This is a genomic window from Mucilaginibacter sp. GW822-FHT03E02 (assembly GCF_058801545.1).
Genome location: NZ_JBXANJ010000002.1, coordinates 658,689 through 681,128, shown reverse-complemented (window position 1 = coordinate 681,128; position 22,440 = coordinate 658,689). Strand labels below are relative to the sequence as shown.

At 42.0% G+C, this 22,440-nt stretch carries 21 protein-coding genes; 13 read left to right on the top strand and 8 right to left on the bottom strand.

Annotation, left to right across the window (positions count from 1 at the left end; genetic code table 11):
* Entirely contained in the window at window positions 1–1,113 is a 1,113-nt protein-coding gene (locus AC1RM2_RS29585) for an efflux RND transporter periplasmic adaptor subunit (RefSeq protein WP_492988748.1), read from the top strand.
* Window positions 1,114–1,139: 26 nt separating this feature from the next.
* On the top strand, window positions 1,140–4,556 hold the full coding sequence (locus tag AC1RM2_RS29580) for an efflux RND transporter permease subunit (protein WP_492988747.1): 3,417 nt from the start codon (window positions 1,140–1,142) through the stop codon (window positions 4,554–4,556).
* Window positions 4,557–4,682: 126 nt separating this feature from the next.
* Here AC1RM2_RS29580 and AC1RM2_RS29575 read toward each other — a convergent pair whose 3' ends face one another.
* Window positions 4,683–5,054 (bottom strand): hypothetical protein, encoded by a 372-nt coding sequence (locus AC1RM2_RS29575; protein WP_492988746.1) that lies wholly within the window; start codon window positions 5,052–5,054, stop codon window positions 4,683–4,685.
* A 197-nt stretch (window positions 5,055–5,251) separates the two neighbouring features.
* On the opposite strand from AC1RM2_RS29575, the gene AC1RM2_RS29570 reads away from it, so the two are divergent.
* The 5 genes from AC1RM2_RS29570 (at window position 5,252) to AC1RM2_RS29550 (ending at window position 8,777) form a co-directional block, all read left to right on the top strand.
* Window positions 5,252–6,244: an SPFH domain-containing protein gene (locus AC1RM2_RS29570; protein WP_492988745.1), complete on the top strand. Its 993-nt coding sequence runs from the start codon at window positions 5,252–5,254 to the stop codon at window positions 6,242–6,244.
* Between the two features lie 12 nt (window positions 6,245–6,256).
* Window positions 6,257–6,712: a tetratricopeptide repeat protein gene (locus tag AC1RM2_RS29565; protein ID WP_477384426.1), complete on the top strand. Its 456-nt coding sequence runs from the start codon at window positions 6,257–6,259 to the stop codon at window positions 6,710–6,712.
* 37 nt (window positions 6,713–6,749) lie between these two features.
* Window positions 6,750–6,932 (top strand): hypothetical protein, encoded by a 183-nt coding sequence (locus tag AC1RM2_RS29560; protein WP_492988744.1) that lies wholly within the window; start codon window positions 6,750–6,752, stop codon window positions 6,930–6,932.
* A gap of 226 nt (window positions 6,933–7,158) precedes the next feature.
* Window positions 7,159–7,836 (top strand): hypothetical protein, encoded by a 678-nt coding sequence (locus AC1RM2_RS29555; protein ID WP_492988743.1) that lies wholly within the window; start codon window positions 7,159–7,161, stop codon window positions 7,834–7,836.
* A gap of 5 nt (window positions 7,837–7,841) precedes the next feature.
* Window positions 7,842–8,777 carry a TFIIB-type zinc ribbon-containing protein gene (locus tag AC1RM2_RS29550; protein ID WP_492988742.1) on the top strand — a complete coding sequence of 312 codons (936 nt, stop codon included), beginning with the start codon at window positions 7,842–7,844 and terminating at the stop codon, window positions 8,775–8,777.
* Here the strand turns inward: AC1RM2_RS29550 and AC1RM2_RS29545 are convergent.
* On the bottom strand, window positions 8,742–9,140 hold the full coding sequence (locus AC1RM2_RS29545) for a VOC family protein (RefSeq protein WP_492988741.1): 399 nt from the start codon (window positions 9,138–9,140) through the stop codon (window positions 8,742–8,744). The two genes, AC1RM2_RS29550 and AC1RM2_RS29545, sit on opposite strands and share 36 nt — an antisense overlap.
* A 157-nt stretch (window positions 9,141–9,297) precedes the next feature.
* Window positions 9,298–9,888 (bottom strand): DUF4202 domain-containing protein, encoded by a 591-nt coding sequence (locus AC1RM2_RS29540; protein ID WP_492988740.1) that lies wholly within the window; start codon window positions 9,886–9,888, stop codon window positions 9,298–9,300.
* Between the two features lie 164 nt (window positions 9,889–10,052).
* On the opposite strand from AC1RM2_RS29540, the gene AC1RM2_RS29535 reads away from it, so the two are divergent.
* Window positions 10,053–10,901 carry an isocitrate lyase/PEP mutase family protein gene (locus AC1RM2_RS29535; protein WP_492988739.1) on the top strand — a complete coding sequence of 283 codons (849 nt, stop codon included), beginning with the start codon at window positions 10,053–10,055 and terminating at the stop codon, window positions 10,899–10,901.
* A gap of 208 nt (window positions 10,902–11,109) precedes the next feature.
* Here AC1RM2_RS29535 and AC1RM2_RS29530 read toward each other — a convergent pair whose 3' ends face one another.
* Together AC1RM2_RS29530 and AC1RM2_RS29525 are read right to left on the bottom strand one after the other, a co-directional pair.
* A complete protein-coding gene (locus tag AC1RM2_RS29530; protein WP_492988738.1) occupies window positions 11,110–12,336 on the bottom strand; it encodes a pyridoxal phosphate-dependent aminotransferase in 1,227 nt (408 codons plus the stop codon).
* 161 nt (window positions 12,337–12,497) lie between these two features.
* Window positions 12,498–12,896 (bottom strand): DUF1573 domain-containing protein, encoded by a 399-nt coding sequence (locus AC1RM2_RS29525; RefSeq protein ID WP_090650036.1) that lies wholly within the window; start codon window positions 12,894–12,896, stop codon window positions 12,498–12,500.
* Window positions 12,897–13,032: 136 nt separating this feature from the next.
* Between AC1RM2_RS29525 and AC1RM2_RS29520 the strand changes: the two genes are divergently transcribed.
* From AC1RM2_RS29520 to AC1RM2_RS29510, 3 genes are all read left to right on the top strand, one after another.
* The gene (locus AC1RM2_RS29520; RefSeq protein ID WP_492988737.1) at window positions 13,033–15,465 is read left to right on the top strand and encodes an alpha-ketoacid dehydrogenase subunit alpha/beta; all 2,433 of its coding nucleotides are present in this window, start codon (window positions 13,033–13,035) and stop codon (window positions 15,463–15,465) included.
* A 158-nt stretch (window positions 15,466–15,623) separates the two neighbouring features.
* Entirely contained in the window at window positions 15,624–16,205 is a 582-nt protein-coding gene (locus AC1RM2_RS29515) for a nitroreductase family protein (RefSeq protein ID WP_492988736.1), read from the top strand.
* Between the two features lie 220 nt (window positions 16,206–16,425).
* Window positions 16,426–17,211, top strand: a complete 786-nt coding sequence (locus AC1RM2_RS29510) for a murein L,D-transpeptidase catalytic domain family protein (protein WP_492988735.1) — start codon at window positions 16,426–16,428, stop codon at window positions 17,209–17,211.
* A gap of 56 nt (window positions 17,212–17,267) precedes the next feature.
* On the opposite strand, the gene AC1RM2_RS29505 is transcribed toward AC1RM2_RS29510, so the two are convergent.
* Window positions 17,268–18,809 carry a L,D-transpeptidase scaffold domain-containing protein gene (locus AC1RM2_RS29505; protein ID WP_492988734.1) on the bottom strand — a complete coding sequence of 514 codons (1,542 nt, stop codon included), beginning with the start codon at window positions 18,807–18,809 and terminating at the stop codon, window positions 17,268–17,270.
* Window positions 18,810–18,984: 175 nt separating this feature from the next.
* Between AC1RM2_RS29505 and AC1RM2_RS29500 the strand changes: the two genes are divergently transcribed.
* Together AC1RM2_RS29500 and AC1RM2_RS29495 are read left to right on the top strand one after the other, a co-directional pair.
* Entirely contained in the window at window positions 18,985–19,947 is a 963-nt protein-coding gene (locus AC1RM2_RS29500; RefSeq protein ID WP_492988733.1) for a glycosyl hydrolase, read from the top strand.
* A gap of 2 nt (window positions 19,948–19,949) precedes the next feature.
* Window positions 19,950–20,465 carry a DinB family protein gene (locus tag AC1RM2_RS29495; RefSeq protein WP_492988732.1) on the top strand — a complete coding sequence of 172 codons (516 nt, stop codon included), beginning with the start codon at window positions 19,950–19,952 and terminating at the stop codon, window positions 20,463–20,465.
* Window positions 20,466–20,482: 17 nt separating this feature from the next.
* On the opposite strand, the gene AC1RM2_RS29490 is transcribed toward AC1RM2_RS29495, so the two are convergent.
* Both AC1RM2_RS29490 and AC1RM2_RS29485 read right to left on the bottom strand, forming a co-directional pair.
* Window positions 20,483–21,109: an HAD family hydrolase gene (locus AC1RM2_RS29490; protein WP_492988731.1), complete on the bottom strand. Its 627-nt coding sequence runs from the start codon at window positions 21,107–21,109 to the stop codon at window positions 20,483–20,485.
* A complete protein-coding gene (locus tag AC1RM2_RS29485) occupies window positions 21,106–22,344 on the bottom strand; it encodes an MFS transporter (protein WP_492988730.1) in 1,239 nt (412 codons plus the stop codon). Before AC1RM2_RS29485 ends, AC1RM2_RS29490 begins: the two co-directional genes overlap by 4 nt.
* Between the last annotated feature and the right edge of the window lie 96 nt (window positions 22,345–22,440).

The window sequence follows — 22,440 nt, the reverse complement described above, 5'->3', positions numbered from 1 at the left end:
ATGAAAAAAATATTATACATACCGGCAGCCTTGGTTCTTTTGGTAGCTGCCTGCACAAGCAAACCAAAAGATAAAAAAGCGGAACTTGCCGACCTTAAAAAGCAGCAAGCCGACTTAAACACAAAGATTACTAAGCTGCAAGCCGAGGTTGGCTCAACAGATTCGGCTAAAACTACCGATGTAAGCACTGTAGTTTTAAAATCGGGTACATTTACCAATTATGTACAGCTTCAAGGTAAAATTGATGCACAAGATAACGTAATAGTTTATCCGCAGGCAGCAGCCATTGTTACATCTTTAAATGTAAAACCCGGAGATCATGTAAGCAAAGGGCAGATACTTGCACAATTGGATAATAGCGTATTGCAACAAAATATAGCCCAAAGCGAAGCACAGGTAACCTTAAACCAAACGCTGTATGACCGTCAAAAAAACCTTTGGGATCAAAAAATAGGTACAGAAGTACAGTATTTAACAGCACAAACTACCCTACAAGGCAGCAAAAAGGCATTGGCAGCGCTCAAACAGCAATCGAGCCAGTATCGTATTGTTTCCCCTATTAATGGTACCGTTGACCAGATGGATCTTAAACTGGGGCAATCAGCTACACCCGGCCAAACCTTAGGTATCCGCATTGTTAATGCTGACATGTTAAAAGTTAAAGCGGATGTGCCCGAATCATATTCAGGCAGCGTAAATACAGGAAATGAGGTGAAGATTTTAGTGCCGGATGCAAAAGATTCATTAATTACCAAGGTAACCTTTGCTGCCAAGGTGATCGATCCGACATCCCGTAGTTTTGGTGTGGAAATTAAGCTACCAGTGCGTAAAACTCTACGCCCCAACATGACTGCCATTATACAAATTGCCAATTATACTAATTTAAATACTATAGCGGTACCGGTAAAAGCAATTCAAAAATCAGAATCGGGCGATTATGTTTTTCTTAATAAAAATGGCATTGCTAAAAAAGTAAATGTTAAATCAGGGGCAACTTATGGCGGTCAAACAGAAATATTATCAGGATTAAATTCCGGTGATATATTAGTTACAGAAGGCGCTACCGAAATAGAGGATGGTGATAAAATTAAGGTTTTAGAGTCAGCTAAATAATTTATTAAACACTTGATCTATCAATTATGAAAGATTCAACTAAAGAATTTGGGCCCTCAAGCTGGGCCATCGATAATAAAACAGCCATATATGTACTCATATTTTTGGTTACCGTGTTAGGTTTGGTTAGTTATAACAATCTGCCAAAGGAGAATTTCCCGGATATAGCACAGTCGAAAGTGTTTGTTTCGACAGCGTTTATAGGTCAATCCCCTCAAAATGTGGAAAATCTGGTAACTCGCCAGATTGAAAAAAAATTAAAGTCGTTAAAAGGGCTTAAAAAGGTAACATCCAACTCGGCTCAAAACATTTCTATAATAACCGCCGAGTTTAATGCCAATATCGACATCCGCGATGCCAAAATTGACGTTAAAGAGGCTGTTGATAAAGCAAAACCGGATTTGCCGCAAAATGATAACAATCTAAAGGAATCAACCATAAGTGACATCAATGTTGCCGACCTTCCGATCCTTTATATCAACATATCAGGTAATTACGACCTGAAAAAATTAAAAGAATATGCCGATAACTTAAAAGACGATATTGAAAGTTATAAGGAAATTTCGAAAGTTGATGAGGTAGGTGCGTTAACGCCAGAGATTCAGGTTAATGTGGATATGAATAAGATGACGGCAGCACAAATCGGTTTCAAGGACATTACTGATGCTATCGGCAACGAGAATATCCTGGCTTCGGTAGGTAATGTTACCACTGATGGCGTGCGCCGCAGTATCGATATTAAACAAGACTTTAAAAATGCCGATCAGGTAGCAGCTATGGCTATCCGTAACCCCAAAGGGCAGGCAGTTTATTTGCGTGATATTGCCGAAATCAAGGATTCGTTTTTAGAGCAGGAGAGTTTTGCCCGCTTAAAAACCAATGATAACGCCAACTTTAAAAATGTAATTACATTAAACGTAAGTAAAAGAGCGGGCGAGAACCTGATCCAGGCATCAGATAAGATAAACGAGCTTATCAAACAAAAACAGAAAACAGTTTTCCCTAAGGGATTAAATATCACGGTAACCGGCGATCAGTCTGATAAGACCCGTACAACACTTAACGACCTGATAAATACCATAGTAATTGGTTTTATACTGGTAACAGTTATCCTCATGTTTTTCATGGGCACTACCAATGCCATATTTGTGGCGCTATCTGTCCCACTATCGTGCTTTATAGCTTTCCTGATAATGCCCTGGATAGGTTTTACCCTGAATATGATTGTGCTGTTCTCGTTCCTGTTGGCCTTGGGTATTGTGGTAGATGATGCTATTGTGGTTATTGAAAATACGCACCGCATATTTGCCAATGGAAAAGTACCTATTAAGCAGGCTGCTAAAATAGCTGCCGGCGAGGTGTTTTTGCCAGTATTCTCGGGTACCATGACCACGCTTGCACCGTTTGTGCCATTGGCATTCTGGAACAGTTTGATTGGGCATTTCATGTTCTTTTTACCTATTACGTTAATTATAACCTTGTTAGCATCGTTGGTTGTGGCTTATATAATTAATCCGGTTTTCGCGGTTGATTTTATGAAACCTCATTTTGACGGAGAACACGACCATCCCAAATTTGATCGTAAGGTAAAGCGGGCAATGATATACCTGCTTATTGCTACAGTTGTTGGTTACCTTATAAACTTTGGAATAGGCAACTTTATGGTGCTGATAATAGCGCTGTATCTTTTAAACCACTTTGTGCTGTTAAAGGTTATTGACAGGTTCCAGAAAAATGCCTGGCCTCGTTTTCAGCAATGGTATGCCAAATGGCTCGAAAAAGCTGTGCACTTTCCCAAAACTATGTTATTTGGTACTATGGGCCTGTTTGTGTTTGCCATAGTTTTAATGAACTTAATTGGTAAAACACCCGAGTTCTTCCCATCTGGCGATCCCAATTTTGCTTACGTGTACATTACCATGCCGATAGGTACCGACCAGACTTATACAAACGAAGTGACCAAAAAACTGGAGAAACGTGTTGCTGAGGTAGTTGAACCAGATAAGGATATCGTATCATCGGTTATTTCGAACGTTACCAAAGGGGTTGCCGATCCTTCAGATGAGGACCAGGGTGATTATGAAAACAAAGGTAAAGTAACCGTTGCATTTGTTGAATTTGGCAAGCGTAATGGCAAAGATACCAAAGCAATTTTGAAAAGGATTCGCCAGGCGGTTCAAGGTGTGCCCGGGGCTAAAATATCAGTAACACAAGAAAATAGCGGTCCGCCGGTACAAAAGGATATCAGTATCGAAATAATTGGCGATAACCTTGATTCGTTAGTTAAAACAGGAGATCGTTTAAAAAACTATTTAGTTAAACAAAATATTGCCGGTATCGAGAATTTAACTGCCGACGTTCAAAGTGACAAACCTACCATCGTTTTTGATGTTGACCGCGAGCGTGCCAACCGGGAAGGGATATCTTCTGGTCTCATCACCCAAAATTTGGCTACCGCAATATTAGGTTCCAAAGCCGCTGATTTCAGGAATACCAAGGAAGATGATTACCAGATAAAAGTACGCGCATTGCAAAGCCAGCGCGGCGATATCGACGCCCTTAAAAACCTTAAGGTTACCTATCGTGACATGGCAACAGGCGGCGCTATTCGCCAGGTGCCTATTTCTGCATTTACTGATGTGCGTTATACTACTACCTATAGCAACATAAAACGTAAGCAGCAAAGGCGGGTGCTTACATTAGGATCAAACGTTATAAAGCCATTTAATGCCAATGATGTTAACGCAAACATTAAATTGGCCATCAACAACTTTAAAGCACCTGATAATGTTTCTATAAGAATGGGTGGTGGTCAGGAAGATCAGATGGAAGCAATGACATTTCTGTTATCTGCACTTGGCGTATCATTTGGTTTAATATTGGTTATTTTGATGATCCAATTTAACTCTATTGGTAAAACATTCATAATCATCAGCGAGATTTTTTTTAGTATTATTGGAGTATTACTTGGAGTAACTATATTCCACATGACCATGTCTATTGTAATGACTGGTATTGGTATCATAGCACTTGCTGGTGTGGTAGTTCGAAATGGTATCCTGCTTGTAGAATTTACGGATATGTTGATTGAACAGGGCGCAAGTGTTCACGATGCCGTAGTTGAGGCTGGCCATACCCGTATGACGCCGGTATTGTTAACTGCAACTGCCGCCATATTAGGTTTAATACCATTGGCAGTAGGTTTCAATATCGACTTTGTAGGCCTGTTCACCCATTTTAAACCACACATTCACTTTGGTGGCGATAACGTAGCCTTTTGGGGGCCGTTAGCCTGGACAATGATCTTCGGTTTAGGTTTTGCCACAATCATCACCCTGATCCTGGTGCCATGTATGTACCTTATCCGGTACAACCTTAAAGCAAGGCTTTTTGGTAAAAAAGAAGAAAAACATGTGCCGGTTTTAGAAGTAGAGGAAGTTTAACTTTTTAAACTACAAACAAGAATGGCCGCCCTGGAATTTAACAGGGCGGCTTTTTTATGCTTAATATACGGGCAAGCAAGCCACCAGCAGGCAACTGACAAGCTTATAAACTTATTCACATTCCGTTTACATCCATTCTGCCGCGAAGCGGTTGAATTCATTCCTAAGTTCTATAAACATCTGGTCTTCTGTAAAATAATCTTCCGCAAGCTGGTTGTATGCCATAACGGTTACTTCATCAACATATGTTGTGGTTGCCTTTAACTCATGTTGCAGTAAGGTCATATTGGCGTGGATACGATGCTTTAAATTGTCCAGGTAATCGCGATGGATGATTAGTTGGTTTTGAAAATATTCTACTTTTTCTGAAACCTCTTTCCCTGTGTTATCACCGGCAATTTCTTCTAATCGTTCCTGCAGAAAGCCAAGTTCAAGTTCATAAAAGCCAAGTCCTCTTAACCAGGCATTGTGTGCGAAATTCAAATGTTTGATACTCATATTTTTCATGCATCAAGGTTAGGTATCATTGGCCACATAAAAAATGACCTATGGCACATCATTGTATGAGATTGAACAGTAATTAGTTCCAGCCTTTACAAACTATCTGGTCTTGGATGTATGTGTATTAATTATGTTTATTTTTTAAATAAATAATTTATATTAGCCTTGAACATTAATCATTTTCACAATTATTTATGCCTGAATTAGTTGAAGTTCTTGAGTTTTTAGATAACTCGGGAAGTGTAATGGTAAAGCGGGTTCCGGATAACGGACCGACAGAAATTAAATGGGGCGCGCAACTAACTGTACGCGAGACACAGGAAGCAATATTTTTTAGGGATGGTCAGGTAGTAGACGTTTTTGCGGCGGGACGTTATATGCTGGAAACGCGTAATTTTCCGGTGATCACAAAATGGGTTACGAGTTTTGCTTATGGCCCTAATTCACCGTTCCGCGCCGAGGTTTATTTCACCAATAAAAAACTATTTACCAATCTGAAGTGGGGTACGCAAGAGCCAATTTTGTTTGCTGACCGCGACCTGAAAATGGTACGCTTACGTGCTTTTGGTAATTACACCGTCCAGATATCAGATTCCCGCGTGTTTGTAAATCAAATAGTAGGTACAATGGGCATGTACCAGGATGCCGATATTGCCGATTACTTAAAAAATATTATTGTATCTAAACTAACCGGGATACTTGGAAAACAAGCACAATCGGTGATGGATCTGCCTTCAGCTTATGATTCCATTAACGAAAATGTAAAAACAGCGCTACAGCCCGATTTTCAGGATTTGGGTTTATCATTGCACAATTTTTACGTAGGTTCAATTTCTGTGCCTGAAGAAGTTCAGGAGATGATAGATCAACGATCGGGTATGTCGGCCCTGGGTAATATGGATGAGTTTATGAAATACAAAATGGCCATGTCAATCCAGGATGCGGCAAATAATGTCAACGGCATTGCAGGACAAACCGTAGGAGGTGGGGTAGGGTTGGGCATGGGTTTTATGATGCCGCAGATGGTTCAGCAGGCTATGGCGCCTGCTATACAGCCAAATACTTCGATGCCTGAACAGAAATCCCCTATCGAAAAACTCAAGGATCTTAAAAGTCTTTTGGATTTGGGGATTATCACCCAAGCTGAGTTTGATCAAAAGAAAGCACAATTGTTAAGTCTTATATAACCTTATCCACCTATGACGAATAGTCATCCCTATGAACTTTTCGCTGCAGCAAGCCAACTGGTTCAGCAGCAATTACTATTTGACGCCATGCGGCAGTTCATGGACATTACCCGGCTTTATCCAGACCATGAACTGGCGGATGATGCCTTGTATAATGCCGGGCTTTGTCATTTTCACATGAATTCCTTTAAGTCCGCCATCCTTATCTTTCGCGAGCTCATTCAGAACTATCCGGATGCCACAATTTATCCGGATGATAATACCAGGGAATTCGGCCGTACGGCCGCTAAAGCTCATTATTCTATCATCAACTGTTATCTGGGATTAAACGAGGTTGAAGAAGCAAAAAAGGAACTGGCCATACTCAGTGATTTTGATGATGCATATGTCTTCTCTGCAATGAACGAAACTATCAGCTACAAAAACCTGGGACTGATTGCTATACAAACATTTGAACAGCTTAAATAAATGGAACCGGCTACTATACAACCCCTAAGCGGCAGCAATGCTTGCAGCAATTGCGGAGCAAACCTCGAATACGATTTTACAACAAATACCAATAAATGCCCCTATTGCGGAAGCGCTTTTAAGACGAGCAAATCAACTGAGCATTCAACAACCGGGCCGGCACCTGATGCAGGCTGCATTCGTTTCAGGAATGACCTTTCAAAATTTAGGGATGCGGTAATTACATTTCTCAGCACCGGTGATAAAACACCCGTCAACCTGTTATTCGAAGCGGAGTTCCTGCCGTCGAGCAGATATATGTTCCGTTTTATCAGTTTAGTGGTACCTATACTGGTTATTATAACACGATTGATAATAACGGAAAAGTACTTAGTCAGAACACTCCGCTTAGTGGCAATTTTTCAGTTTCGGTTTACGGCGGTGAAAGTAAGGCGGAGGGAGAAAACATGGCGGTCTTTGGCAATCGTGTCGACAAAAAGCTAATAATTCCAGTTAATGCTATCCAAACAGACGGTATTAAATTAACTGATAGCCAACCGGAACAAAAAGCCTGGGATAATTTGGGCCAGTTACAAGCGGCTAACCAGGTTTATAGCGAACTTACTCATGCTGATCCGGCGCATAAACATCAACACTATTTAAAATATGACACTAAATCGGCCAGTAAATTTTATTACCCCGGCTGGCGGGCAGTATATTATTACCATGGGAATGACTACGCCATTTACATGGACGATGTGACCGGAGAACTAAACGGCAGAAGACCGGCTGATGCCAGTTTCGAACCTCCTCAACAGTCGACGGTTTATAAAAAATATCTGTTAATCGGCTTAGGGCTTTGGTTTGGTGTCCTGGTTTTACGCGCTGCACTGACAGCATTTGCCGGAGATTATTTTGACTTTAAGAATCACTCTTTAAATAACATCATTTTTAGTGAGCCCGCGGGGTTTTATTGGTTGTTACGCGGCGCGTTTTTTCTGGGCTTGCTCCCGCTATTGATGGTAAAGGTACTGTATAAAAAGACTGTTGCAAACTATTACGCCGCGCTAGCCCGGGTACGGAGCGGTAACCTCGACCTTTTAGCATCAGGGAGGAAATCCATCAAATTTCGCCAAATACGTTAAAGTTCATGGATCCCCGGAAATTAAGTAAATGTAGTAATTGCGGTGCCGAACTGGAACCTGCGACTACTACAACTATAAAATGTGCTTACTGCGGCAGCGTATTTGAAACCGCGATAAGTGAGGTATCGCCTCCCGATCCGCCATTAAGCGAGGATGAAGAAGGTTTTCAGTCCGTTGAAACTTCACGGACGAGTCCTCAAGTTAGTCAAGAAAGAAATAGCAGTTCTGGAGCAATCATCATTACCATCTGCGTATTGGTGTTAATAGGGCTGATAGCCACAATCCATAATTACGCTATTGAAAATACCACTAATAATACAGTCGACTCAGCAGCCATTGACAGTGCAGCTTTGCTCAATACGGCTAAAAGAGACAGCGCCGGTGCAATTAGTAATGAGGTGAAACAAGGTGCTTCGTCGAAATTTGCACTTAAAGAATTGTCTCCAATTGTAGTGAATGCCGCGATGTTCAAAAAACTTTATCGCAATGCGCGCAAAAAGCATGATCAGTTTTCGGGTAATACATTCATCTATGATCAAAACTCCCCACGTTATGTGAATATCAACGGCATATTCGCCTATATTAGTAAGGAGGATAGTAGTTACACACTCCGGTTTACCACTCAATACACCTCAAAGGATTGGTTATTCATAAAAAATATGACCTTCAATGCCGGTGGCGAAAATTTTAATTACGAACCTGATTTTAAAAGAGATAACGGCGACGGGGCAACATGGGAATGGAGCGACGAAGAAGTCCCGGAAGGAAACCTTTCCATGCTGGTCAGGATAGCTCTTTCCAAAAAAGCAAAAGTTAGATATGATGGCGATAAATACTACGATGTGGTAACGGTAACCCACATGCAACAGGCGGCGTTAAAAAGGCAGCTTCAAATTTACAAAGGATTACTTTTGGGCTACGATAGGTCGCCCAAAAAATAAAACATAGCCATCGGCATCTGTTACTTCAAAACCACGCAACCCGTCGCTGTTGTTGTGGATGGGTTTCCGGAAGCTTATCCCGGCCCGACTAAATTCTTCAAATAAAACATCAGGGTCTTCGGTAGAGACATATGCATCCCAGGCAGCCCATTCGTGCCGGGTAGGGTTGGGCATGGGGTGTATGTCGGCTGTAATGGCCTTTAGCATAAGGGAAACGGGGCCACGGCCCACCATAGCAAAAAACGGATCGCCCTCGGGGCCCATGTACCGAACTTCAAACCCAAGTTTAGTTACATAGAAAGCAACCGAATCGGTTACATTGGAAACAATAAAAAAAGGCGAAATGAAGTTAAACTTTGACATCGTTTTAAGTTGTTATGATGGGGAAAAAGCAGCCTTGTTTTTGTTTCCAATATCGATAATTCAAAAAACAGGTACAATACACAACTAAAAAAAGGGCACTCGTATTTATAAAGCCTCATTGGGAGCGTTCATAAACCTGCCCGCTCCATAAAATTGATTACAACCTACTTAAGGCCTCATTGATCAACTCTAACCCATTTTCTGAATAAGGTAATTTTAATGCGAACTGATGCCCGTGCCCGTCCATTTTCAATAATGATTTCCGAAGAATATTAATTATTTTCTCCGGTTCCTGCTCGTATTTTTTCCTGAATTCTTCATATTGTAATTGCAGGAATACCAGGCAAAGCGCATTCTCCATGGTCTGCACATCAGCATCAACCTTAATTCGTTTCTTCAGGATGATTTGTTTAACGCGATCTGATGTTTCGTCGTCATAACCAGCATCTTTCATTAAACGGCCTGCAATGGCAGCATGATGCAAGGCCAGGTCTTTACGCCATTTCAGGTATGGCTCACGTCCTTCCGGGTAATCTTCACGCGGAATTTCCCACCTGCCAATGTGCTGACTCCTGGATGCCAATAATAATTCTTCGGTAGCCTCGGGATCTAATTTTAAAACCCACTCATATAATTTAACAGCAAAAAAGTATTCCTGCGGCTCAGTTACACCTTCCCATGTAAAACTGCGGGGATCTTGCTTATTATAAGCATCAAAAAGCTCGAAGGCCTTGTTTAGTTTACTCATAGGTTGAAAATAAGTTAAATATTTATAATGCCATCATAGTTTTTTTAATTGGCACAAATTCCGGCAGCTTACTAATCCAAATTTAACTACTGAACCTAAATAGTCTTGCTTGAAATCACAAATATCCAATAGATTTGTTTGTTATCCATCTAACCAATAATCTTATGAGTACATCTACAGCAAATTTATTTGAAGCCAGGGCCAATGAGTTTAAAATGCTGCATCAAAGAGCGGGTATTTTTGTAGTTCCTAATCCCTGGGATGCAGGATCGGCGATGATTTTGGAAACGTTGGGGTTTAAGGCGCTTGCCACAACAAGCGCCGGGCTTGCCTTTTCATTGGGTAAGCCTGATGGACATGCGTCAATCACGCGGGAGGAGACCCTGCAGAATGCGAAAAATATTATTGCAGCAACCAGTTTACCCGTATCTGCCGACCTGGAGAATGGCTATGGCAACGACCCTATGGCTTGTGCCGAAACGATTACGCTCGCGGCAAATATCGGTTTAGCAGGTGGTTCTATTGAAGATGCCACCGGAAACCCGGTCGATCCCATTTACCCATTTGAATTGGCGGTAGAACGGGTAAAGGCCGCTGTAAAAGCTGCCCGTGATCAACCTTACCCGTTCACATTAACTGCACGAGCCGAAAATTTAATATACGGCAGGCCCGATTTAAAAGATACCATTGCCCGTCTTGTTGCTTTTGCCGATGCCGGGGCCGACGTATTATTTGCGCCCGGCCTTAAAACTTGCCAGGAAATTGAGGCCGTGGTTAAGGCGGTAGCGCCGCGCCCTGTTAATGTAGTTATGGGCCTTTCGGGTAGCAATTTTTCGTTAAATATGCTCGAAGATATTGGCGTGAAGCGGGTAAGCATCGGGTCATCACTTATTCGGGCCGCTTACGGGGCGGTTTTCAGGGCGGCAGAAGAGATACTTCATAACGGCACTTTTAGCTATGCGGACGATGCAACACCGTATGGCAATTTGAATAAGTTGTTTGGAAAATATTGAAATCATGCAGTGTTTCGTCTTTAAACAACAAAACCCGGCTTTGTCGTCCGGGTTTTGTTGTTTAAAGTGTTGCGTTGCGCAACAGGTGAAACAGAGAAAAATGTCAATTATCTAATAGTCAATAAATTAAGAATTGTCATATTTTAAAAATCGCAACGAAACCGCAACAGCAGGCCGAAAAGTGTTATAAAATACGGCCTTGTAACCGCTAATTTTTAGCAACAAGCTGCTCTGGCACTACTACCTTTCCGGGATACACTTTCAAAGCCTCCTCCAAACAAATCATAGCACTTTTTAAGTCGGTATTATTAAGTACATAAGCCATGCGTACTTCATTTGTGCCGGCGCCCGGTGTGCTGTAAAAGCCCGTTGCAGGTGCCATCATTACGGTTTGGTTGTTGTAACTGAAGGTTTCCAGCATCCATTGGCAAAACCTATCAGCATTGTCAATAGGCAGCTGTGCCACCACATAAAATGCCCCCCCGGGATTAGGGCAGTAAACGCCATCTATATTATTTAAAGCAGTTACCAGGGTATTTCGTCTGCTGGTATACTCTTTATTTACGGCTTCAAAATATTCATCGGGCGTATCAACGGCGGCCTCACCGGCAATTTGTTCAACCATGCCTGCACTCAACCGGGCCTGGGCAAATTTTAATGCTGCTGTGCGTAATTCTGCATTTTTAGTAATCAGGCAGCCTAAACGGGCGCCGCATGCGCTGTAACGCTTGCTTACGGTATCCATAACCACCACGTTATCATCCAACCCGTCTAAATGCATTGGCGAAATAAATTTACGGCCATCGTAGCAAAATTCCCGGTAAGCCTCGTCCGAAAACAGGTAAAGGTCATATTTCAAACACAATTCCTTTAAAGCCTCCAGTTCTTCCTGCGAATACAGGTACCCCGTTGGATTGTTAGGATTGCAAATGATAATAGCTTTGGTTTTATCAGTAATCAGCTTTTCAAATTCGCTGATAGGGGGCAGGGCAAATCCGTTCTCGATGTAAGATAAAATAGGTTTTACCACAATATCGCTCTGGCTGGCAAAACCATTGTAATTGGCATAAAAAGGTTCAGGGATTATTACTTCATCACCTGAATCTAAACAGGCCATCATGGCTATGGTAATGGCTTCAGAACCGCCGGTGGTTACAATGATATTATCCGGAGTAATGTTGTAACCTAATTTATTATAGTATTCTGTTAGTTTTTTACGATAACTCAAAGTACCCTCGGATGGGGTATAGGCCCAAACCTTAAAATCAATATTTTTAATGGCATTTAACATGCCTTCGGGAGTTTCAATATCCGGCTGGCCAATATTTAAATGGTACACTTTTTTGCCGTCCAGCTTAGCCTGATCAGCATAAGGCGTTAATTTACGGATTGGGGATGCGGGCATTCGCAGCCCTTTCTGAGATATTTTTGGCATGTGCAAAATTACAAAAAAATTATCCGGCTCTGAAACCAGTTACCTTGGTTAAACCCCGGATTCATTATAATGATTGTCAAATGAATTTCAAAAAAAAACACCGCGTCGCGGTGTTCAATATTTTATTTAAGCCTCCCTTCCGGGGAGGGTTTGGCTGGAGCTTATTTACTTGAGGCCGGTTTGGCAATAACTTCACCTATAATATTTAAATATTTTTCGGGTGTAACCGCGTTTGATTTAACCACGATCGTTTTGTTAAAAGGGGCAGCTACTGCAGCGTTATAAGTGATTTTAATTAAACCTTTATCACCGCTTTTTACAGGGGTTTTGGTATAATCGGCAATAGTGCAACCGCAGGTTGGCCTTACCTCGGTAAGTATAAGTGGCTCTTTACCAATGTTTGTAAATTCAAAAACAGTAGTAACAGGTGTACCCTGAGGAACTTTCCCAAAGTCGTGCTTCTCTTCGTTGAATTTAAACTCGGCTTTTTGGTTATCTTGTGCCGATGCAGTGAAGGCAAAACCTAAAACAACTGCGCAGATCATTAATATCTTTTTCATATGCTATATTTGATTAATACAAATATAAAAGGTTTAACGTAATAACAAAACTATTAGCAATACTTCATGTTTTAAGTGTTACTATGCCAAATACAGAATAGAATTTCATAATTTTACCGTCTAAACGAAATTTTATATGCCTGGAACTGCAATTCGTGCCACCAGTAAATTTGATACCGCAGAGCTTAGTTTTGATGATTTTAAAAAGATCGTTATTGAAGATTATCGTATTGGTTATGAGAGCAGACAAGCCAGTATTATAGGCCGTAAAGAGGTATTAACGGGCAAGGCCAAGTTTGGTATTTTTGGCGATGGCAAAGAAGTTGCACAGCTGGCCATGGCCAAAGCATTCCGCGCCGGCGATTGGCGTGCAGGCTATTACCGCGACCAAACTTTCATGTTTGCCACTGGTATGAGCAACCTCAGGGAGTTTTTTGCCCAGCTTTATGCCCACCCTGATGTAGAAAAAGATCCGGCCTCGGCTGGCCGTCAAATGAACTGCCACTATGCCACCCGTTTTATTAATGCCGATGGCAGTTGGATAAACCAGGCCGAAACGATGAATTGCTCATCGGATATATCAACCACAGGCGGCCATATGCCGCGATTGCTGGGCCTGGCTTATGCTTCAAAACTATATCGCCAAAACCAGGAACTGGAATATCTTAAACAGTTTTCTGTTAATGGTAACGAGGTTGCCTTTGGAACTATAGGCAATGGCGCTACATCCGAAGGCGTTTTTTTTGAATGCTTTAACGCGGCTGGCGTGTTGCAGGTGCCTATGGCAATTTCTATCTGGGACGATGCCTATGCAATCTCGGTACCGGCTAAGCTGCAAACCACTAAAGAAGATATTTCCGAAATATTAAAAGGTTTTCAGCGCGAAAATGGTTCAAACGGCTTCGAGATTTTTAAGGTAAAAGGATGGGACTATATAGCACTTTGCGAAACCTATGCCCGTGCCATTGCTTTATGCCGTGAAGAACATGTTCCGGTACTTATCCACGTTACCGAGATGACCCAGCCGCAAGGCCACTCAACGTCGGGTTCACACGAACGATATAAATCAAAAGATCGCCTGGCCTGGGAAGATGAGCACGATTGCTTGCTAAAAATGCGCCAATGGATGATTGCTTCCGCCATTTCAACCGAACAAGAGCTGGATGAGTTGGAAGCAGAGGCCAAAAAATATGTACGCGACTGCCAACGTGAAGCAGCAGGGGAATTAGTAACCTTGATTAATGCCGAATTGGAAGAAGCGGCCAAAATGATTGAGCAATACGCCGAAGGTGTTTCTGTTAAGGAGCACCTGACAGAGATAGTAGCCGAATTGCGCAAAAGCTATGATGCCGGCCGTAAAGAAATTGTTTCGGCGGTAAGGAAAACACTAAGGGCTACGGCTAAAGAAGACTCGGCGGAAAGGCAGTTACTGGTAAATTGGTTAAATGCCGAGAAAGTTAAAGCCAATGGGCGGTATAACACAAAGTTATTTTCTGATACACCACAATCGCCTCTTTATGTGCCTGTTGTGCCTGCCATCTACAGTGATAACGCGCGTTCTATAGATGGCCGCGAAGTTTTGAACGCTTGTTTCGATGCTAATTTTGCCAGGGATAAAACCATCGTGGCATTTGGTGAAGATGTGGGCGCCATAGGAGATGTAAACCAGGGATTTGCAGGCCTGCAAAGCAAGTACGGCGATTTGCGGATTACCGATACAGGCATCCGTGAAACTTCCATCATTGGCCAGGGTATGGGGTTGGCTATGCGCGGATTAAAACCAATTGCCGAGATTCAATATCTTGATTACCTGATATACGCAATTACCGTTATCTGCGATGATATCGGCAGCCTTAGTTATCGTACTTTTGGCGGACAAAAAGCGCCGCTGATTATACGCACCCGCGGACACCGCCTTGAAGGCATCTGGCACTCAGGCTCGCCCCTGGGGATGATATTGGGCTCGATGCGCGGTTTTCATATCTGCGTACCCCGAAATATGACGCAGGCTGCAGGCATGTACAATACGCTGCTGCGCGGCGATGAACCGGCATTGGTTATCGAAAGTCTCAATGGCTATCGCCTGAAAGAAAGGCTTCCTGAAAATGTGGGCGAGTTTACTGTGCCACTTGGTAAAGCCGAAATTATGAAGGAAGGTACCGATGTTACCGTTGTATCATATGGTTCAACCTTGCGTATTGTTTTAGAAGCCGCCCAGGAGCTGGAAAAAATGGGCATCGATATTGAAGTTATCGATCCGCAAACATTATATCCGTTTGATAAAGATAACCTATGCGGACTTTCATTAAAGAAAACAAATAAGCTATTGGTTGTTGATGAGGATGTACCCGGCGCTGCGTCAGCTTATATTGTTCAGCAAATAATTGAAGCGCAGAAAGGCTATTATTCGTTGGATAGCCAGCCACGTACATTGACCGCGAAAGAGCACCGCCCGCCATATGGATCAGACGGCGATTACTTTAGCAAACCATCCCTTGATGATATAATTGAAGCCGTTTACGCCATTGTAAGCGAAGCAAACCCGGCTAAGTTTCCGCCGATATATTAGGCATAATCAAGAATTAAGAGTCAAGAATCAAGAGACGCGCAAAGGTGATTTATCTGTTTTTGACTCTTCTTCATATCCAGTTGCTTAAATAGTTTTAATTTTTGTCCTGTTTCTTGACTCTTAATTCTTGACTCTTAATTCTTGATTCTTCCCCCATCATGGATTCTAATTCTTTCGCAACTATTGCCAGTATTATAAAAACACGTCGTTCGGTTAAACCCGGTGTGATGAACGGGCACAAGGCTCCAAATGGTCATGTTGCCGCCCTGCTTGAACTTGCTGATTGGGCGCCAACGCACGGCTTTACCGAACCGTGGCGCTTTATTGTATATGAAGATCCCACTAAGTTTTGCCAGATACATGCCGATGTTTACAAGCAAGGGGTAAACGCCGAAGAATTTAATGAAACTGTTTACAGCAACCTTCAACACCAGGGTGATAAAGCTTCCCATGTTATTATCGCCATTATGGAAAGAGGTAATCTGGCAAAAATTCCTGCGTTTGAAGAGGTGGCGGCTGTTTCCAGTGCTATTCAAAACATCCTGCTCGGCGCTACAGCTTTAAGTATGGCTTCATTCTGGAGTACGGGTGGGGCCATATTAAAACCAGGTTTTAAAGATTTTTTGCAGTTGCGGGAAGAAGATCAGGTAATGGGCGTATTGTACCTGGGTTATGCCGATCAAAACCCCGAAGGAAAAAGAACCGTTCCTCTTGAAAATAAAGTTAAATGGGTTAAATAAATAATCCAAACCTTTCCATTATTTACATCGTATAACCCTGTATTGTAATTTCCTTTATTGAAATAAAATTTCATTATAACTAAAAAAATGTTAAAAATGATTTTTTAATTAGATTGGAATTTATATATTTGTAATTGTCCGGTTCCTAATGCCGGTCAATTATCAATTCTAAGCCTTCACTAATTTAACTTATTGATTAAAAATTAAACTCAACACAAGTATGAGGAAATGTTTTTGGGGCTTAATGTTGGCGATTCTTTTATTTTCTGCAACAGTTATAAGTTGGAGATCGCCGGGTGCTAACAAATCAAATGGAGGGGTAAATTCAAGTCTTGCTGCCAAGGAATTATTTAACCAGTACGTAAATAGCCTGTATATGGCTGCAGGGTTGCAAGGATCGGGGTTAGCTTTTGATGTATTTGAAAAAGCCTTTACCGGTTATACCAACCTAAAATTATCACATAAAATACCAGAAAACAGCGCGGTGCTAACTATAGTCGATTTTAGCAAATCGAGTCGCGAAAAACGCATGTGGATTGTCAATTTATTTAGTAAACAACTGTTGTTAAATACCTGGGTGGCCCATGGATCAGGAAGCGGCATGGAAATGGCCGAGCATTTTTCTGATCGTAACGATTCGCACCAAAGCAGTTTAGGTTTTTACCTTACCGATAATGTTTATATAGGCAAACACGGCCGGTCGTTACATTTGGATGGATTAGATTCTGGTTTTAATGCCAGTGCCCGTTTTCGCGATATTGTAGTTCACGCAGCAAAGTACGTTGGGCAAGGTGCTATTGACCAACAGGGGCGTTTGGGACGCAGTTTTGGCTGCCCGGCAGTAGCGCCCAATGTTGTTGATTTTGTGATCAATACTATTCAGGGTAAATCAGTGATTTTTATCAACGGTAATGACGACACTTACACATCAAAATACCTGGATGAAACAGCGCCCTTAAACCAGGTAGCTGCCGATTCTACATCTTTTGATATCGCAAAGCTATAGAATATAGCCTATCCAATTATAAATCTGATTGCCCGGCCTAACCAGCCGGGCATTTTTTATTTGGTAAGAAATTTTTTAAGGTGATCATATAACACAATATCCAGCCCGTACACATCTTTCCTATATTGTAATGCACCAGTCTCATCAGCCCAACAGGTAACGTAAGTAATATAGATTGGTGTTTTTTTAGGCAGTGCTATGCTGGTGGGGTCAGGATTGTCAGTCGCCATGTCTTTCACAATGGTATCAAAATCTTCGCCTTCGCCAAAAAGGTTTTTGGCAAGGGCCTGTGGGTCTCCAAGGCGCACACAACCATGGCTCACTGCACGCATTGCTTTTCCGAAGGCCAATTTTGCGGGAGTATCGTGCAGGTAAACGCTGCTTTTGTTTTTAAACAGGAATTTGATTTTACCTAAGGAGTTATCCTCGCCGGGCCGTTGTTTAAAATCATAATCCAGGTTATCTTTAGTAACTGTTGTCCAGTCAATTTCTTCCGGATTGTCAATTAGGTTTCCGTCTTTGTAAACATCAATGTTTTTGTTGGATAGGTAATACCTGTCTTTGGCAGCCTCTATAATAATTTCTTTGGTGGCAATGCTTCGCGGAATATTCCATACCGGGTTTACATCCACACTGTGAATTACGCTGTTCAACTGGGGAGTTTCGCGCGGGAAAGGTTTATCAATAGCGCAGGTATCATCGTATTTACCAAGGCTGTTTTGCCCATCCATGTTTCGGCCCTGCCCAACACAAACCTTCATGTTTAGTATGGATTTTCCATTTTCAAAAACATCAAGCCTGTAATCAGGGATGTTTACATATACATATTTGGGCTCATAGGGTTTATTTCGCCAGCGCAAACGTTCCATATTAACCAACAGATAGCGTTGGGTTTCTTCCTTTGATAGCCCATCAAACGTATCACCGTGCAGATATGCCTTTTGCAGCGCAATATATTGCGGGTCTTTAGGTTGTATGCTATCAAGGTATGCTTTAGTATCGACGGCCATTAGTGCGGCTTTCATTGACGCGCTGTCGGGGTGTTTGGTAGCAGTAAAATACCTTGAATAGATTTTTTTGGGATTAACTACGCCAAACTGTATGGCATTGGCATATTTTGTAAGTGTGCTGGTTGCCTGCAATTCCAGTTTAGCCAGGTCATGATAAGCTTCGTCTGTATTACTGATACTGGTTTTGTCATGAAATTTGGCAATCATAGCCTTTAATTCTCCGGGGTGGAATAGTTCAGGATCAATGCCGTGCTCATCAGCTTTATTGCAAAAATCCGGTATAGCATCCAGGTCGCCATTGGCCAGGTGGTTCATTACAAATACAGGCATGTAATTATTGGCCTTGTAATAAGCCTCTATAGCCGGCTCGTTGGATAGCTTTAATTTTTCATCTTCCAACTCTTTTTTAAACACAGCGGTATATGCATCGTCATCAAGATCTTTAAAAACCTTGTTTTGAGTTGTTTTAAAAAGATTAGTGGCTATTTTGTTATGCTTTTCTTTACAGCTTTGAATGATTAACAAAAAAGCAAATAATGAAATCAGTATAAAGGAAAGTGATTGTTTGTTTGTCGTGACGGGAGGCATAAGTATAAATTACTGTTAAATATAGCTCATTAATAGCAATTGCCATACCACAACCGCTGCAAGTTTTTAATTAAATTTGAAATCAGACAATTTATCAGCAATATTTGACTAATCGCTCCATGAGTCGCTAATGAAAAGACAATTATTAATTATAGCAACATGTTTTCTGCCATTTATGGCAACTGCCCAGGATTTTAAACCGGTAAATAAAAATACTTCAGCCGAAGCAGCAAAGTTACTATCCTTTTTATATCAAATAAGGGGAAAGCATATCCTGTCTGGCCAGCAAAATTATAATAGCGATTTGAATACGTTTTCGGATAGTGCTTACGCCATTACCGGAAAATATCCCGCTTTGTGGGGTTCTGATTTTATGCTGTGGGGCGATAAAGACCTTGGGCAAAAGCTTGTTTACGAGGCTCAAAAAAAATGGCACGATGGTTACCTGGTTACCATTATGTGGCACCAGGGCAGGCCAACTGACGATGCGCCGTATGACTGGAAAACAAGTATACAGGGTAAGCTTACCGATGCCGAGTGGACAGAATTGACTACACCAAATACGCCTTTAAATAAAAGATGGCTGGCAGATATAGATAAAAAGGCGGTTTACTTAAAACAGTTGCGAGACTCACATGTACCCGTTTTGTGGCGACCATACCACGAAATGAACGGGGTGTGGTTTTGGTGGGGCGACAAAAAAGGCAAAAATGGTATCCAAAAGCTTTGGAAAATGATGTACGATAGGTACACCAATTATCATAAACTAAATAACCTGATATGGGTATGGGGGGCAAACGGTTTACGCGATATCCCCAAAGATGAAGCATACGATTATAAACTATATTATCCCGGTGCCGATTATGTTGATATCCTGGGATCGGACGTTTATCACTTTGATTACGAACAAAGAGATTACAATGAGTTGCTAAGCCTGGCCAACGGCAAAATTATAGTGCTTGGCGAAACCGGCGAGCTGCCCAAACCTGAAGTATTGGCAGCCCAGCCCCAATGGGCCTGGTTTATGGTATGGACAAGCTGGCTATGGACGGATAATACCCACGATAGGGTAAAGGAAATTTACAACCTGCCACAAACCCTTAACCATGATGAAGTAAAAGCCATGCTGCAAAAATAATAATGGACAAAGTTAAACTACCCGAAGTTTGGTTACGCGGCCCTTTAAGTGATATCCCCGCGTTGCTGCAGCCAGTGGCACATGCTTTATTGCAGGCCAGGGAAGAATTGAATGAACTGATGGCCGGTTTCCCAGACCTATTGTTGTGGAATAAAGTTGCGGGCATGGCATCACCAGGTTTTCATTTACAGCATTTGACCGGTGTGCTCGACAGGCTTTTTACCTATGCAAAAGGAGATATTCTCTCCCAAGAGCAATTAATCTATTTAGCCGCGGAAGGTAAGCCCGATGAAACCATCAGTGCAGCGGCATTAGTTGAGCAATTTAACATGCAGGTTGATAGCGCTGTGAAACAATTGGCCAATACCGATGAATCTACTTTAGCTGATATAAGAGGAGTGGGGCGCGCCCAAGTGCCATCAACTGTAATTGGCTTGTGTGTACATGCTGCAGAGCATACTATGCGCCATTTGGGGCAATTACTGGTTACAGTTAAGGTTTTGAAACAGGGTTTGTAGAATCTGTAGCTTCCTATTTACATAAACATAGCTACTGCATCCTTAAGGCTTTTTGATGAGTGAGTTACTACCGCACCAGCGTGCCTGTCTTCGGGGTCAAATAAAAACGTATCGATACCTAATGAACTTGCCGCCTTTATTTCAGATTCGGGATCATCTCCAATAATCAACAACTCTTCGGGCCGATGATCATTGTCGCTCATAATCATAGCAAAAATGTCTTTTTTTGTTTTTGAGGATACTTGCGGGTCAACAATATAAATCGCTTTGAAATCGGCCTCTATGCCCAATAGCCGTATTTTGCTCCATTGCAGCTTGGTAAAGCCGGTGGTCACCAGGTATTTATCTATTGGAGTCTCCTTAATGCATTTGTACTCCTCATAAGGTTGCATAGGAAGGGCATACTCCAGGTCTTTAAGCAAGTCGAGGCCTTTATTTTTAGCAGCTTCGCTAAAGTTGAATTTTTCGGCCACCTGTTGGTAGGGGCGGCGCTGCATTTCTGCCTTCACCTTCTCTATTTCTTCTGTACCAATTTCTTCGGCCAGGCTGTCTACAAATTCAAACACCACGCCAAAAAGATTTTCAGAAATTGAGCTAACCGGGTATATGGTGTTATCCAGGTCTAAAATAATGGCCTTTTTCATAATATGTTTTCAACAGGGTTCAAGGTGATCGGTTTGCTTGTTGTGCGTTTTCTCATGATGTAATATCCTACCGATACAAACAGGCAGATGCCGGCAAACACCCACCATAAGCTATCAAAACCACCATAGGTAATAATTCGTGCGCCAACGGCGGGAGCAATAATTTGTGCTGCCGACCACGACATGCCATAAATAGCAGCATAAGAGCCCCGGTTACTATTATTGGTTCGGCTTACCCAAAACGAATTCATAAATGGCATGGCGATGATTTCGCCAAAAGTTATCATTACTACTATCAAAACAGCAATCCCGGCATTGTGGGGCAGTATGTTCAATAAAACAAACGTAATGCCGGATAATAGCACACCTATGCTGATGTAAGTTAAGGGATGCTTTTTGCCATCAAGTTTGTGTACAAGTACCATTTCGATAAATACGATCAAAATTCCGTTGAGCGCCATTAAAAAGCCAATAAAACTGGAGTTGAGATGCCACTGTATAACGTAAAATACGGGTTGGGTTATAAAAAACTCGTAGAAGCAGCAGGAAAACAGGGTGTTTAAAATAATAAATATTAAAAATATCCCATCTGTATGGGCTGCCGCCGATTTTACGGCTTTTGCCACACTTTTTACCGATTTCCTGATTTGCGAGCGTGGCATAAGGCTAAGCAAAAGTACCGCGGCCGAGATATTGGTACAGCCATCTACCCAAAAAAGTAAATGATAATTAATTGATGCTAAAACACCGCCCAGGCCGCCACCAACCGCCCAGCCCAGGTTAACTGCCAGCCGGTTTAACGAATAGGAACGTGTTCGGTTAGCCTCATCAGCGTAGTGTGCAATGGCTGCTGAGTTGGCCGGCCTGAACGATTCATTACAAACACTGAGCACAAACGTAAGGATGCAGATGCTAATGAAGGTATGCTGGTATCCTAAAATAATAAACTGGATGCCGCCTAAAAGCAAGGCTCCAACCTGCACATCATAAAAACCTATTTTATCGGTTAGCTTGCCACCTAAAAATGCGCCTCCAAATGCACCAATGCCAAAAAACGCCATTACCCAACCCGACTGTATTACCGTAAAATGCAGTTGCCTGATCATATAAACACTCATAAACGGAACTACCATAGTGCCGCTCCGGTTAATGAGCATTACCAGGCTCAGGTACCAGCTGTTTTTAGATAGTCCGTAGTAGGCGTTTTTGTATGATTGGATAAGAGGACTTAGCATGGTTACGCAAAGATAGTTTTTAAGGCAGAAAGCTTAAGGCCGAATGCTAAAAGCTCAAAGCAACCTTCAATAAATGCTTTCTGCCTTAGGCTTTAT

Coding starts and splice junctions, on each gene's coding strand:
- AC1RM2_RS29585 (WP_492988748.1), top strand. CDS start 1: ATGAAAAAAATATTATACATACCGGCAGCCTTGGTTCTTTTGGTAGCT.
- AC1RM2_RS29580 (WP_492988747.1), top strand. CDS start 1,140: ATGAAAGATTCAACTAAAGAATTTGGGCCCTCAAGCTGGGCCATCGAT.
- AC1RM2_RS29575 (WP_492988746.1), bottom strand. CDS start 5,054: ATGAGTATCAAACATTTGAATTTCGCACACAATGCCTGGTTAAGAGGA.
- AC1RM2_RS29570 (WP_492988745.1), top strand. CDS start 5,252: ATGCCTGAATTAGTTGAAGTTCTTGAGTTTTTAGATAACTCGGGAAGT.
- AC1RM2_RS29565 (WP_477384426.1), top strand. CDS start 6,257: ATGACGAATAGTCATCCCTATGAACTTTTCGCTGCAGCAAGCCAACTG.
- AC1RM2_RS29560 (WP_492988744.1), top strand. CDS start 6,750: ATGCTTGCAGCAATTGCGGAGCAAACCTCGAATACGATTTTACAACAA.
- AC1RM2_RS29555 (WP_492988743.1), top strand. CDS start 7,159: ATGGCGGTCTTTGGCAATCGTGTCGACAAAAAGCTAATAATTCCAGTT.
- AC1RM2_RS29550 (WP_492988742.1), top strand. CDS start 7,842: ATGGATCCCCGGAAATTAAGTAAATGTAGTAATTGCGGTGCCGAACTG.
- AC1RM2_RS29545 (WP_492988741.1), bottom strand. CDS start 9,140: ATGTCAAAGTTTAACTTCATTTCGCCTTTTTTTATTGTTTCCAATGTA.
- AC1RM2_RS29540 (WP_492988740.1), bottom strand. CDS start 9,888: ATGAGTAAACTAAACAAGGCCTTCGAGCTTTTTGATGCTTATAATAAG.
- AC1RM2_RS29535 (WP_492988739.1), top strand. CDS start 10,053: ATGAGTACATCTACAGCAAATTTATTTGAAGCCAGGGCCAATGAGTTT.
- AC1RM2_RS29530 (WP_492988738.1), bottom strand. CDS start 12,336: ATGCCAAAAATATCTCAGAAAGGGCTGCGAATGCCCGCATCCCCAATC.
- AC1RM2_RS29525 (WP_090650036.1), bottom strand. CDS start 12,896: ATGAAAAAGATATTAATGATCTGCGCAGTTGTTTTAGGTTTTGCCTTC.
- AC1RM2_RS29520 (WP_492988737.1), top strand. CDS start 13,033: ATGCCTGGAACTGCAATTCGTGCCACCAGTAAATTTGATACCGCAGAG.
- AC1RM2_RS29515 (WP_492988736.1), top strand. CDS start 15,624: ATGGATTCTAATTCTTTCGCAACTATTGCCAGTATTATAAAAACACGT.
- AC1RM2_RS29510 (WP_492988735.1), top strand. CDS start 16,426: ATGAGGAAATGTTTTTGGGGCTTAATGTTGGCGATTCTTTTATTTTCT.
- AC1RM2_RS29505 (WP_492988734.1), bottom strand. CDS start 18,809: ATGCCTCCCGTCACGACAAACAAACAATCACTTTCCTTTATACTGATT.
- AC1RM2_RS29500 (WP_492988733.1), top strand. CDS start 18,985: ATGGCAACTGCCCAGGATTTTAAACCGGTAAATAAAAATACTTCAGCC.
- AC1RM2_RS29495 (WP_492988732.1), top strand. CDS start 19,950: ATGGACAAAGTTAAACTACCCGAAGTTTGGTTACGCGGCCCTTTAAGT.
- AC1RM2_RS29490 (WP_492988731.1), bottom strand. CDS start 21,109: ATGAAAAAGGCCATTATTTTAGACCTGGATAACACCATATACCCGGTT.
- AC1RM2_RS29485 (WP_492988730.1), bottom strand. CDS start 22,344: ATGCTAAGTCCTCTTATCCAATCATACAAAAACGCCTACTACGGACTA.